11 protein-coding genes are annotated in these 12,527 nt (G+C 71.4%); 5 read left to right on the forward strand and 6 right to left on the reverse strand.

Features of this window, described 5'->3' with window-relative positions; all coding sequences use genetic code 11:
- Positions 1-78 precede the first annotated feature (78 nt).
- Together PIQ37_RS13320 and PIQ37_RS13325 are read right to left on the reverse strand one after the other, a co-directional pair.
- Positions 79-1,002 (reverse strand): 5'-3' exonuclease, encoded by a 924-nt coding sequence (locus tag PIQ37_RS13320; RefSeq protein ID WP_342073846.1) that lies wholly within the window; start codon positions 1,000-1,002, stop codon positions 79-81.
- Positions 999-1,574, reverse strand: coding sequence for a nitroreductase family protein (locus tag PIQ37_RS13325; protein ID WP_342073847.1), 576 nt, complete (start codon positions 1,572-1,574; stop codon positions 999-1,001). The genes PIQ37_RS13320 and PIQ37_RS13325 overlap by 4 nt, the downstream gene beginning before the upstream one ends.
- A 155-nt stretch (positions 1,575-1,729) precedes the next feature.
- Here PIQ37_RS13325 and PIQ37_RS13330 point away from each other — a divergent pair, with 155 nt between their 5' ends.
- The 3 genes from PIQ37_RS13330 to PIQ37_RS13340 all read left to right on the forward strand — a co-directional run bounded on the left by PIQ37_RS13330 (position 1,730) and on the right by PIQ37_RS13340 (position 8,123).
- Positions 1,730-3,961: a DUF1631 family protein gene (locus tag PIQ37_RS13330; protein ID WP_342073848.1), complete on the forward strand. Its 2,232-nt coding sequence runs from the start codon at positions 1,730-1,732 to the stop codon at positions 3,959-3,961.
- Positions 3,962-4,184: 223 nt separating this feature from the next.
- Positions 4,185-6,500 (forward strand): DUF1631 domain-containing protein, encoded by a 2,316-nt coding sequence (locus PIQ37_RS13335; RefSeq protein WP_342073849.1) that lies wholly within the window; start codon positions 4,185-4,187, stop codon positions 6,498-6,500.
- A gap of 543 nt (positions 6,501-7,043) precedes the next feature.
- Positions 7,044-8,123, forward strand: coding sequence for an NAD(P) transhydrogenase subunit alpha (locus PIQ37_RS13340; protein WP_342073850.1), 1,080 nt, complete (start codon positions 7,044-7,046; stop codon positions 8,121-8,123).
- A gap of 301 nt (positions 8,124-8,424) precedes the next feature.
- On the opposite strand, the gene PIQ37_RS13345 is transcribed toward PIQ37_RS13340, so the two are convergent.
- From PIQ37_RS13345 to PIQ37_RS13355, 3 genes are read right to left on the reverse strand one after another with little or no spacing between them, the layout of a single operon-like run.
- A complete protein-coding gene (locus PIQ37_RS13345) occupies positions 8,425-8,925 on the reverse strand; it encodes a DUF3106 domain-containing protein (protein WP_342073851.1) in 501 nt (166 codons plus the stop codon).
- A gap of 5 nt (positions 8,926-8,930) precedes the next feature.
- A complete protein-coding gene (locus PIQ37_RS13350; RefSeq protein ID WP_342073852.1) occupies positions 8,931-9,338 on the reverse strand; it encodes a hypothetical protein in 408 nt (135 codons plus the stop codon).
- Entirely contained in the window at positions 9,335-9,910 is a 576-nt protein-coding gene (locus PIQ37_RS13355) for an RNA polymerase sigma factor (protein WP_017909518.1), read from the reverse strand. Before PIQ37_RS13355 ends, PIQ37_RS13350 begins: the two co-directional genes overlap by 4 nt.
- A 164-nt stretch (positions 9,911-10,074) precedes the next feature.
- On the opposite strand from PIQ37_RS13355, the gene PIQ37_RS13360 reads away from it, so the two are divergent.
- Together PIQ37_RS13360 and PIQ37_RS13365 are read left to right on the forward strand one after the other, a co-directional pair.
- The gene (locus PIQ37_RS13360; RefSeq protein WP_017909519.1) at positions 10,075-10,386 is read left to right on the forward strand and encodes an NAD(P) transhydrogenase subunit alpha; all 312 of its coding nucleotides are present in this window, start codon (positions 10,075-10,077) and stop codon (positions 10,384-10,386) included.
- Positions 10,387-10,517: 131 nt separating this feature from the next.
- Positions 10,518-11,960 carry an NAD(P)(+) transhydrogenase (Re/Si-specific) subunit beta gene (locus tag PIQ37_RS13365; RefSeq protein ID WP_087963684.1) on the forward strand — a complete coding sequence of 481 codons (1,443 nt, stop codon included), beginning with the start codon at positions 10,518-10,520 and terminating at the stop codon, positions 11,958-11,960.
- A gap of 137 nt (positions 11,961-12,097) precedes the next feature.
- Here PIQ37_RS13365 and PIQ37_RS13370 read toward each other — a convergent pair whose 3' ends face one another.
- Positions 12,098-12,517 carry a hypothetical protein gene (locus PIQ37_RS13370; RefSeq protein ID WP_342073853.1) on the reverse strand — a complete coding sequence of 140 codons (420 nt, stop codon included), beginning with the start codon at positions 12,515-12,517 and terminating at the stop codon, positions 12,098-12,100.
- Between the last annotated feature and the right edge of the window lie 10 nt (positions 12,518-12,527).

The following is a 12,527-nucleotide window of genomic DNA, read 5'->3' on the forward strand; positions in this document are numbered from 1 at the left end:
CAGCCGCTGCATCTCGCCTTGACGGGGCGGGCTCCTGATCGACGGCAGCGCTGGCCCGCCGCGGTGGGGGGGCGGTGCTCAGCCGGCCACAAACTCCAGGCCGGCCGCCTGCAGCAGCCGGCGTCGGGTCAGCGGCCCGAAGCGCAGCACCTCACACAGGCCGTGCAGCATGTCGGCATCGGCCGCGCCGCGGGCGAACCCCGGCGCGGCCGTGTGCAGCGGCGCGTCCAGGGCGATGGTGGTCAGCTGCCGCCACAGCAGCGCGTGCTCGCGCTGCTCGCGCAGGCGCACGGCCATCTGCGCGGCGCCGCGCAGGCGCAGGAACGCCACTTCGTCGACCCGCGCCAGCAGCGTGTCCAGGTCGCCGAAATGCGCCAGCAGGATCGCCGCCGACTTGGCGCCGATGCCGGTGACGCCGGGAATGTTGTCGATCGCGTCGCCGGTCAGTGCCAGATAGTCGGCGATCTGGTGCGCATGCACGCCGTGGCGCGCCTTGACCCCGGCCGCGCCCCAGCGCTGGCCGCGGCCGTAGTCCCACTGTTCGTCGAACTCCAGCAGCAACTGCGACAGATCCTTGTCGGCGGAAACGATCACGCCGTGGAAACCGTCGCCGCGCGCACTGTGCAGGGCGCTGCCGATCAGGTCGTCGGCCTCGTAGTCGTGGTGCGCCAGCACGCCCAGGCCCAGCGCCGCGCACAGCGCCTTGCAGTGCGCGAACTGGCGGCGCAGCGCGTCCGGCGCCGGCGCGCGGTTGGCCTTGTAGGCGGCGTACAGGCGATGCCGGAAGCAGCTGTCCAGCGCTTCGTCGAAGGCGATCACGATGTGCTGCGGGCGTTCGCGCTCGAGCAGGTCGAGCAGGAAGCGGGCGAAGCCGTGCACCGCGTTGGTCGGCCAGCCCTGTGCGTCCTGGAATTCATCGGGAATCGAATGCCAGGCGCGGAACACGTACAGGCTGGCGTCGACCAGGTACAGCGGCCGCGACAGGGGCAACCCTGCGTTCACGGCGTCCAGTCGCTGAGCAGGGCGCGGGGATCCGGCCGCTCGCGCTCGGGTGCGTCGAGGCGGGCGGTGCCGATGTGGATGAAGCCGGCGACGTGCTCGTGCTCGGCCAGGCCCAGCCGCGCTGACACCGTTTCGTCGTACGCCATCCAGCCGGTCAGCCATTGCGCGCCGAAGCCGTAGGCCTGCGCGGCCTGCAGCAGCGCGAAGCACACCGAACCGGCCGTCATCCACTGTTCGATTTCCGGCACCTTGTGTCCGCGCTGCAGGCAGGCGATCACCGCGATCACCACCGGCGCATGCGCGAAGCGTTCGCGATCCTTCTCCACCGCTGCCGGCGCCGCGCCGGGATCGCGCTGCTGGGTGCGCGCGGCGAGGATGTCGCCCAGGGCCTGGCGCGCCGGGCCGGCGATGCGCAGGAAGCGGAACGGCACCAGCTTTCCGTGATCGGGGACACGGACCGCCGACTGCAGCATGGCCAGCAGCGTCTCCGCGTCCGGTCCCGGCTCGCCCAACTGCTTGGATGGCACTGAACGGCGCGCATCCAGCGCTTGCAGCGAATGAATTGTGCGCATAGTCTCGATTCCGTGGGGCGGGCGCGGAATTATAGTCGGGCGCTCGCAGGCGGCAGCGGATGCCGCAGTTACACGGACAATCGCGTTGTGTTGCTGATCTGCCGCTAGCTTCCGAATTGACGTCGGTCTCACTGCTGCCTGCGTATCACACTGCCATGACCCTTGCTGAATACGCTGAAGAGTTGTCGCCCAGCCGCAACGCGGATCTGCTCGATCAGGTCCGGGATGTGGTGTCGGTTCCGCTCGCCGGCGCCTTCGGCGAGGTGCTGGACGTGCTGGCCGAAGCGCTGTTCCGCATGGCCGAGCGCGCCGGACCGACCCAGAACGATTATTTCGAGGCGATCCAGCTGCTGCGCCAGCAGCGCGAGCCGATCGCCGCGCGCTTCCGCGCGCACCTGGCCCAGGCCTGGCAGGCGCTGGAAGCCGGCCGTCCGCTGTCGGTGGAGCGCAGCCTGGCGCGCGAGCGTGGCGACCTCAGCCTGGTCTCGGAACAGGAACTGGACGTGCGCCTGGCGGTGCGCAACCTGGCCGGCGCGATCCAGCACCGCTGGCGGCCGGAGCTGATGCGGCTGAACCGGTTCCTCGGCTTCATCGCCGGCGGCCAGCGCATCGATGCCGACAACAACCCGTTCGGCCCCGAGCACGTGGGCGCGGCGGTGTACGCGGCGCTGCACGGGCTGGTGCTGGCGCCGCAGGTGCAACTGGCGATCGTCAAGATCTGCGAGCAGGAACTGCAGGAACGCGTCGGAGAGCTGTATGCGCAACTGGAGCAGCGCCTGAACCAGGTCGCGCGCGCCCGCGCGCTGCCGAGCGGACGCCCGCGCCGCCGTGCCATCCCGCGCCTGGGCGCGAGCGAGGACGAGGCGGCGCCGGACTGGATCAGCCGCTTCTTCGAGAACTGGGACACCGCCGCGCCGCTGTCGGCGGCGCAGCGTCGCGCCGCGCGCGCCCTGGACGCGCACGCGCGCAACGAACAGGAGGTGCTGCCGCCGGCGCTGCGCGCGCTGCTGCACGAGGCGCAGCCGGAGGCGGGCCCGGGCGACGGCCGGCGCTGCCTGTCGCCGCGCGAGCTGCTGTCGGTGCTGTCGTTGCTGCAGACCATGCCGTTGGCCGGATTCGCCGTCGTCGGCGAACACGGCGGCCCGCTGGCGCTGGGCCTGCGCCGGCAGATCGCCGGTATCGGCGCCTCGCTCGGCCTGGACCCGGCCAGCACCTGCCTGGATCCGGCCGATGCCGACACCCTCGATCTGGTCGGCCTGCTGTTCGACGTGATGCTGGAGGAATGCGTGCTGCAGCCGGCGCAGCGCGAGCTGCTGGGGCAGATGCTGGTGCCGATGGCCAAGGTGGCCCTGATCGACGGGCGCCTGTTCGTGCGCGACGGGCATCCGGCGCGGCGCCTGCTGAACCTGCTGGCCGATGCCTGCGACGGCAATGCCGGCAGCACCGGCCCGGAGCAGGCGCTGCTGGCGCAGGCGCAGGCGGCGGTGGAGCGGGTGGTGCGCGATTTCGACGAGCATCTGGCGGTGTTCCTGGCGCTGGAGGCCGAGTTCGGCAGCGCCTACGAGCAGTACCGACGCCGGGTGGAGATCGCCGAGCGCCGCGCGGCCGAACTGCAACGGGCGGAGGAGCGCCGCGAGGTCGCCCGGCAGCGCGCCGCGCAGGCGCTGCACGATCTGCTGCAACAGGCCGGCGACGACCTGACCGTGCCGCTTCCCATCGAGGCCTTCCTGCGCCAGTCCTGGTGCCAGTACGTGCAGCAATCGGCTTTGCGCGACGACGGTCAGGGCAGCGCGCTCGCCGCGGCGCTGGCGCTGGGCGACGCGGTGCTGGCGCAGTGCCGCCAGGCCCAGAGCGGTGCGGTACCGGCGGAGGGGTGGCTGCAGCCGCAGCATGCCGAGCTGACCCGGCTGTGGACCAGCATCGGCCTGGACGCCGCGGCGGCCGAAGCCGCCTGGCAGGCCCTGCACACCGCGCTGGACGACCTGGCGCACGCGCGGCCGCTGCAGGCCGCGCTGCCCGCGACGGGCGTGGACGTGCCCGAGCCGCCCGCCGCCGAGACCGTGCCGGCACTGCCGGAACCGGCCCAGGCGACCGATTTCGACCACATCACCGCCGATTACTTCCGCACCCTGCCGCTGGGCACCTGGCTGGACTTCGTCGACCGCGAAGGCCGTGTGCAGCCCGGCAAACTGACCTGGGTGAGCCCGATCTCGGCGCGCCTGCTGTTCGTCAACCGCCGCGGCGGGCGGCTGTGCGTCGCCTCGGCCGAGGCGCTGGCAGTGATGGCGCGGCTGGACCGGCTGCGCCTGCATCGCGACGACGATGCCTTCTACAGCGCCATGCAGGGCGTGGTCGACCGCCTGGAACGGGTGGCGGTGGCGGCCTGAACCTCGACGGGCGTGCCGTATTCATGCCGCATTGCCGCCGTAGTGACGCCTTCCATGCCTACGATCCTGCACGAGGTCACGTTCTGGAGCCGGAAATGCGCAGCGCATCACGGTCGCTGTTCAGACACCTTGCCTACCATGCAGGAGCGGAAACAGGGGCCGCGTCCGATCGTCTTCCACCTTCCTTCTATCTGGCGCCGTCCATGGCGCGGAGCCGTCGCGCATGAGTTTCAGCCCCAGCCCGCACGCACACCCGGCGCGTGACCCGCGCCTGTTGACGCAGGCGCGCGAGGGCATGCTGCCGGTGCTGGGCCAGGCCTTCGCCGCGGCGCTGGCGCATTTCGACGACGTGCTGTTCGACCGCGCCGAGAGCGCTGGCGCGTCGCAGTTGCTGTTCCTGGACGGCATGCGCGAGCTGCGCCGTCGTCGCGACGAGATCGCCGCGCGCTTCCGCGCCCAGCTGCATACCGCCTGGGAGGCGCTGGAGGCCGGCGCGCCGCTCTCGGCCGAAGTCGCCCTGGCCGGCTATGGGCAGGGCCTGAGCCTGATCTCCGAACACGAGCTGGAATCGCGGCTGGCGGTACGCAACCTCGCCAGCGTGCTGCTGCGCGAATGGAAGCCGGTGCTGACCCGTATCGACCGGCGCCTGGGCTGGATCGCCGGCGGCCTGGAGCTGGATGCGGACACCAACCCGATCGGCCCCGAACACATCGGCGTGGCCGTGCATGCCGCGTTTTCCACCAGCGACCTGGCCCCGGAAGTGCGGCTGGTGCTGATCAAGCTGTGCGAACGCGACTTCACCGCCGGGGTCGGCAAGCTCTACCAGGACCTGGACGACAGCCTCGCCCAGGCCGGGATCATGCCGGAGATTTCGCGGCCGCGACCGCCGCCGCCGCCGCGGCGCGCACCGCCGCCGGAGCAGCGCCCGCCGCGCGAGGCCGGCGCTGCCGCCGATGGCGTCGGTGCCGAGCTGGGCGAGGAGGAAGAACACTACGCGCCGGCCTGGGCCAACCGCTTCGTCAACCGCTGGGCCGAGCGCCGCGGCAGCCTGCAGGCCGGCGAGCGCTACGACGACGGCGAGGCGCGTTTGCCCGGCGGTAGCCAGGGCGTGCTGCTGGAGGCGCTGCACGAACTGCTGCAGCAGACCCGCAACGCGCGCGAGAGCGCCACCTCCGCGGCGACCGCGGCGGTCGGCCAGCAACGCCCGCTGAGCCAGCGCGAGATGATGTCGGTGCTGTCGCTGCTGCAGGCCACGCCCAGCGCGACGCTGCGCGCGGCGATCGGCGACGACAGCGAATCGCTGGCGCAGCGGCTCAAGAGCGAGGTGCTGTCCAACGCCACCCAGTTCGGCGTGGATCCGGCGCATGCGCGGCTGGATCCGGTCGACGAGGACGCGATCGACCTGGTCGGCATGCTGTTCGACGTGATGCTCGACGAGCGCGACCTGGAGGGCCGCTCGCGCGAACTGATCGGCCGGCTGGTGGTGCCGTTCGTCAAGGTCGCATTGCTGGACCGGCGCATGTTCGTGCAGAAGACCCATCCGGCGCGGCGCCTGCTCAACTCGCTGGCGGAGGCCTGCGAGGGCAACACCGGCGAGAGCCAGGCCGAGCGCGTGCTGATGGGCAAGGTCGAGGAGATCATCGACCGGCTGGTGGCCGAGTTCAACGAGAACCTGGCGATCTTCCTGACCCTGGAAGAGGAATTCCGCGATTTCCTGGTGCAGCACCGCCGCCGCATCGAGATCGCCGAGCGCCGCGCGGCCGAGACCCAGCGCGGCCAGGAGAAGCTGGAACTGGCGCGGCAGCGCGCCGAGGCCGAGCTGCAGATGCGCCTGCAGGGCCGGCAATTGCCGCAGGCGCTGCAGGATTTCCTGCGCCAGCCGTGGCAGCACCACCTGACCATGGCGATGCTGCGCGAAGGCGAGGGCGGGCCCGGCGTGCGCGATGCGCTGGCGCTGGCCGACGGTCTGCTCGAGGAAGCCGCCGAGGCGCAGCGGCACATCGTCGGCAAGCCCTGGCTGCAGGCCTGGCAGGGCGCGCTGCAGCGGGTCTTCGCCAGCGTCGGCCTGCATGCCGAGGCGGCCACGGCCGCGATCGATGCGCTGCACGACACGCTGCAGGCGGTGGCCGAGCTGCGCCCGGAACTGGAGCGGCCGCTGCCGGAACTGCCGCAGGTGGCGCTGCCGCAGCCGCCGGTGCAGGAGGCACAACCGGTGGACGTGGCGCCGCCGCAGACCATGGACGATTTCGACAACGCCGATGCCGACCGCTTCCGCACGATGCAGATCGGCACCTGGCTGGATTTCGTCGACCGCGACGGCAAGATGCAGGCGGGCAAGCTGTCGTGGGTGAGCCCGATCTCGTCGCGGCTGCTGTTCGTCAACCGGCGCGGCGTGCGCTTCTGCGTGGCCTCGCCGGAAGAACTGGCGGTGATGGTGCGGCTGGGCCGGCTGCGCGCGCACGTCGACGACGGCGCCTTCGACAGCGCCATGCAGGGCGTCATCGACCGTCTCGATCCGCATAGCGCGACCTTGCACTGAGAGCACCGCGGCGGCGCCGACGATCGCTGCCGTGGCGTTGCGCGTGTCACGTGTTGCTCGGCTGCGCGTACTGGCGGCGTCAGCGCATCACCAACGACGCGTTCTGGCGGCCGTTGGTCGCCATGCCATCGCGACCGTAGGAGCGGCTTCAGCCGCAAGGGGCGTTACTCGGAGCCCCCGTCCCGGCTGACGCCGTTTCCGGTCTGTGGGCCTTGGCTGGATCAGGAGGTTTCCTCCGCCGCGGCGCGGTTTCCTCGGACTGCCGGTCCCGGCTGAAGCCGCTCCTATGCATGACCCGCGTTGGCAAGCGCTTTCCGGCGATGCAGGTGTTCCTCGCAAGCCATGTCCTTCCCGACCTGGCCATGCCCCTGGTCGCCCCGGCGGAGAACACGCCTTCGCCGACGCGGCGTGCGGCGGGCGCCCTCGGGTCGGGGGCGCCGACGCGCCCGGTCGCCGACGCGCACTTGGCGTGCGCGACGCCTCCACCTGGCGTGCGGACGCTGTAGGATCGGCGCGGACGACAGGCAAGGCACGGGGAATCGCATGGCAGTGCAGGTGCTGGTGGTGAAGGAATCGGCGCAGGGCGAACGCCGCGTGGCGGCGACGCCGGAGACGGTCAAGAAATTGGTCGCCCTGGGCGCGCAGGTGCGGGTCGAGCCGCAGGCCGGCGTGTCGGCCGGCTTCGTCGATGCGGCCTACCTGGCCGCCGGCGCCAGCCTGGCCGATGCCGACAGCCCGGCGCAGGCGGATCTGGTGCTGTGCGTGCAGCCGCTGCCGGCGGTGGCGCTGCAGCAGCTCAAGGAGGGCGCCGGCGTGGTCGGCATCCTGCAGCCGCAGGCCGATCCGGCGCGCGCGGCGGCGCTGCAGGCGCGGCAACTGGTCGCCTTCCCGCTGGAACGGCTGCCGCGCACCACCCGCGCGCAGGCGATGGACGTGCTCAGCTCGCAGGCCGGCATGGCCGGCTACAAGGCGACCCTGATCGCCGCGCAGCTGGCGCCACGTTTCTTCCCGATGCTGACCACCGCGGCCGGCACCATCCGTCCCTCCAAGGTGCTGATCGTCGGCGCCGGCGTGGCCGGCCTGCAGGCCATCGCCACCGCCAAGCGCCTGGGTGCGCAGGTGGAGGGCTTCGACGTGCGCCCGGAAACCCGCGAGCAGATCGAATCGCTGGGCGGCAAGTTCCTCGATCTCGGGGTCAGCGCCGCCGGCGAGGGCGGCTACGCGCGGCAACTCACCGACGACGAACGCGCGGAGCAGCAGCGTCGCCTGGCCGAACACCTGAAGGGCATCGACGTGGTGGTGTGCACCGCCGCCGTGCCGGGACGGCCGGCACCGAAGATCCTCAGCGCGGCGATGGTCGCCGGCATGAAGCCTGGCAGCGTGGTGGTGGACCTGGCCGCCGAGACCGGCGGCAACTGCGAACTGACCCGCCCGGGCGAGACCATCGAACACGCCGGCGTGACCATCGCCGGGCCGCTGGATCTGGCCAGCATGGGCGCGGTGCATGCCAGCGAAATGTACGCGCGCAACGTCTACAACTTCGTCGCCCTGTTCCTGAAGGGCGGCGCGATCGCCTACGACTGGAACGACGAATTGCTGGCGAAGACGCGCTGGACGGCGTGAGTGCGGCCGCGATGGTTGGACGCCAACTGGGTCGGCGCGAGCTGCGCGCACGGTAGCCCGTGTAGGAGCGGCTTCAGCCGCGACGGGCGCTACCCAAAACGCCGCGTCGCCACTGGAGGGCGACTTCGGAAGTGCCGCGTAGGAGCGGCTTCAGCCGCGACCGGGTTTACCGGGAACGCCGTCGCGGCTGAAGCCGCTCCTACGAGGTGATTTCCGCGGCGCTGGACTCCATGCGCAGCACCCGACGACGCGAGGACGCGCGCGCCATGCGCATCAGGCTTGAACCGGCGCCGCGTTTCGCCTACCTGGCAGCATCCGGCGGCGGCAGGTTGTCCGGGCCGGCATTGGCGCGGATCCAGGCGGCGCGTTGCGCCGGCGTCATCGCTTCCCAGCGGTCGCGCAGTGCCTTGCGCTGGTCCGGCGGCAGCGTGCGCATGCGCTCGAACAGCACTCGCGCCTCCTCGCGCTGCTGCGGGGTCATGTCCTCGTAGCGGCGGGCGCCCTTGCGTGCGCGGTCGCGTTGCTCGGGGGTCATCGACTGCCAGCGCTGCGCGTGCTCGAACATGCGTCGGCGTTGCTGCGGGGCATCGTTCCAGCGCTGGCGCAGGGGCGCGATCAGCAGCTCGCGCTGCTGTGGGCTCAGGTGTTCCCAGTCGGGCAGCGGCGGCCCGGAGTCGTCGTCGCGGTCGGCCGCGCTCGGCGGTGGCGGCGGCCCGGGCGGGGGCGGGGCGGCGAAGGCCGCCGGGACGGCAGTGCCGGCCAGCAGCGCCAGCGCCAGGGAAAGATGGATCAGGCGAGTCATCGGGTTCATTCCATTGCCAGCGAGGTATCGGAGCCCAGCCACAGGTACAGGTCGGGATTTTCGTCGAGCATCGCGGTCGCGGCCTGGTCGCTGTCGGCGGTCGCGCCGGCGCGCGCCGAGGCGGTCGTGGCCACGGTCGTGGCAGTGGCGGTGGCGACGCTGGCGGTGGTGGTCGGCATCGACGGTGCGGGGCGCAGCAGCAGGTGCACGCCCAGCGCCGCGCCGAGCAGCGCCGGGACCGCCGCCAGCAGCCAGCCCCAGCGCCGGCTTGGCGCCGCGTGCGCATGGCTGGCCTGCTGGCGTGCGGCGCGCAGCCGCGCCAGGGTCGGCGCGGGCAGGGCCTGCAAGCCGGCCTGGTGGACGGCGCGCATCTGCGCGTCGAAATCCGCCGGGCGGGTGGGTTCGGATGTCATCGGACGTCCTCCAGATGTTTCTGCAGCGCCTCGCGGGCGCGCGACAGATGGGTTTTTACCGAGCCTTCCGAGCAGCCCATCGCGCGTGCGGTGGTGGCCACGTCCAGCTCTTCCAGTACGCGCAGGGTGAAGGCCTCGCGCTGCCGGGCCGGCAAGGCGCGCAGCGCCGTCACCAGCCGCGCATGGGTCTGCCGACGCTCGTGCTGCTCGGACGGATTGGGGCCGTCGTCGGCCCAGTCCGGCGGGCTGTCCGCGTCACGCTCGCTGGTCGGCGCCCAGAAGCGCAGGCGGAAGGTGCGGCGGCGCTGCAGGTCGATGATGCGCCGGCGCAGGATGCTCCAGAACAGCGGCGTCCATTCCTGCGCCGGGCGCTCGCGGTAGGCCAGCAGCTTGATCATCGCGTCCTGCACCGCGTCCAGCGCGTCCTCGCGCTGACGCAGTCCGGCTTCGGCGAAGCGGAACGCGCGCGGCCCGATCTCGGCCAGGAATGCGTCCAGCGACGCCGGCAGCGGGCGCTGTTCGGTGTCGGCATCGGTCGATGGCGGTGCGAGGGCGGGCGTGCTCACCAGCACAGCTTAGCTTCCGGCAGGGGGATGCCGTGGTTAACGCGCGATGGCGGGCGTGGTTGACCGGCCGGGCCTCGCGCCCGCCGCGCAACCGCATGGCGGCATCGCACAGCGGTTCAGCACGCGGTTATGATGCGGCGGACGGGCGCGGCGCCCGGGAGAACGGTGCGATGAGCGACGGGTTCGTGGCCTTGTACATCTTCATGCTGGCGGCCATCGCCGGGCATGTGATCATCTCGCGGGTGCCGGTGATCCTGCACACCCCGCTGATGTCCGGTTCCAACTTCATCCACGGCATCGTCCTGATCGGCGCGATGGTGGTGCTGGGGCATGCCGACACCACCCTGGAAAAAGCCATCGGCTTCGTCGCGGTGCTGCTCGGCGCCGGCAATGCCGCCGGCGGCTATGTGGTGACCGAGCGCATGCTGGACATGTTCAAGTCCAGCAAGCCGGACGCTTCCAAGACCAAGGCGAAGGATTGAATGCGCGGCCTCGGCGCACCGCCGCGGCGCTGGCCGTGGCCGTCCTGCTCGCACTGCCCGGCCTCGCGCCGGGCGTCCTCTCGTAGTTGCTGCCGCTCGGGCAGATGTCCTTTTTCGGAGCACGCGTGCTGATGGAACTGTTGCCGATCCTGATCAAGAGCAGCTATCTGGTCGCCGCCACCCTGTTCCTGCTCGGCCTGCAGCGCATGGCCTCGCCCAGGACCGCGCGCAGCGGCATTCGCTGGGCCGGTTTCGGCATGCTGCTGGCGACTGCCGCCACCTTCCTGCTGCCGGGCCTGCACAACCTGCCGCTGATCGTGCTGGCGATCGTGCTCGGCACCGCCGCGGCGTGGATCTCCGCCAAGAAGGTGGCGATCACCGACATGCCGCAGATGGTCGCGCTGTACAACGGCATGGGCGGCGGCTCGGCGGCGGCGATCGGTGCGGTGGAACTGCTGCGCTTCTCGTTCCTGATGCGCCGCGATACCACGCACTGGAGCGAGGCCGCGATCGCCGCGCTGGCCGCGCGCCAGCCGGATGCGACCACGCTGGCGCTGGCGGTGATCGGCTCGGCGATCGGTGCGGTGTCGCTGTCCGGCTCGATCATCGCCTGGGCCAAGCTCGACGGGCGCCTGGACAAGCGCGTCACGTTCCCCGCGCAGCAGGCGTTCAACCTGCTGGTGTGCGTGGCGATGCTGGGCGTGGGCGCTTGGGCCGCGATCAGCCTGAGTCCGCTGGCGATCGTGCTGTTCTTCGTGCTGGCGCTGGCCCTGGGCGTGCTGATGACGCTGCCGATCGGCGGCGCCGACATGCCGGTGGTGATCTCGCTGTACAACGCCTTCACCGGCCTGGCGGTGGCCTTCGAGGGCTACGTGCTCGGCAACGAGGCGCTGATCATCGCCGGCATGATGGTCGGCGCGGCCGGCATCCTGCTGACCCGGCTGATGGCCAAGGCGATGAACCGGCCGATCCGCGGCGTGCTGTTCTCCAACTTCGGCGGCGGCGGCCAGGCGCAGGCGATCGCTGGCAGCCAGAAGCCGATCGAGGCCGGCGACGTGGCGGCGATGATGGCCTACGCCGAACGGGTGGTGATCGTGCCCGGTTACGGCATGGCGGTGGCGCAGGCGCAGCACAAGATCTGGGAGTTGGCGCAGCGGCTGATCGAGCGCGGGGTCAAGGTCAAGTTCGCGATCCATCCGGTGGCCGGGCGCATGCCCGGGCACATGAACGTGCTGCTGGCCGAGGCCGGCGTGCCCTACGACCTGATCGCCGACATGGACGACATCAACCCCGAGTTCGCCAGCACCGACGTGTCGCTGGTGATCGGTGCCAATGACGTGGTCAACCCGGTCGCCAAGACCGACCCGGCCAGCCCGATCTACGGCATGCCGATCCTGGACGTGGTCAATTCCAGGAACGTCATCGTCATCAAGCGCGGCAAGGGCACTGGCTTTGCCGGCATCGAGAACGCGCTGTTCTATGCCGACAACACCCGCATGCTGTACGGCGACGGCGCCGAGGCGGCCGGCGCCCTGGTCAGCGAGCTGAAGGCGCTGGATGGCGGCGGGCATTGAGCCGTTGCGACCTGGGGCGGGGCAGGGGTGACGTCGCAAGAGCAGGCGTCGTAGGAGCGGCTTCAGCGCGAGGGCGGATGATCGGGATGCCCTCAGGCCGCGCCACGCCAGCGGCGTCCGCCGCGCTCGCGCCGTGCTCAGCGCGCGCTGAAATACGCCGAGGCCACGCCGATGCCCAGCCACAGCAGGTCGCCGGGACTGTTGGCCAGCAGGGTCAGGGTCCAGGCGTAGTAGGCGCCCATCTTCAGCGACGAATCCCACACGTTCAGGCCCAGCCCCGCGCCCATCTGCGCGGCGGCGATGCCCCAGTTGGCGGCGACGATCACCAGCACCGTGGCGCTCATCGCCACCGCGATGCGCAGCGGGCCGCGCGGCAGGTTGCCCAGGCGCAGCATCCAGGCGATCTCCAGCGCCACCACCACGGCCATCCAGCCGGCCTGGCGACCCAGCGACAGCGCCACCAGCAACCAGGCGATCAACGCGGTGAAACAGCCCATGGCGAGCAACAGAGGCCACAGCCAGTGCGAGGGCCTGGCCGGCGTGGAGGAAGGCGGCATTCGATGTTCC

The sequence above is a fragment of the Xanthomonas protegens genome, assembly GCF_038442435.1.
Classification (GTDB): Bacteria; Pseudomonadota; Gammaproteobacteria; order Xanthomonadales; family Xanthomonadaceae; genus Xanthomonas_A; species Xanthomonas_A sontii.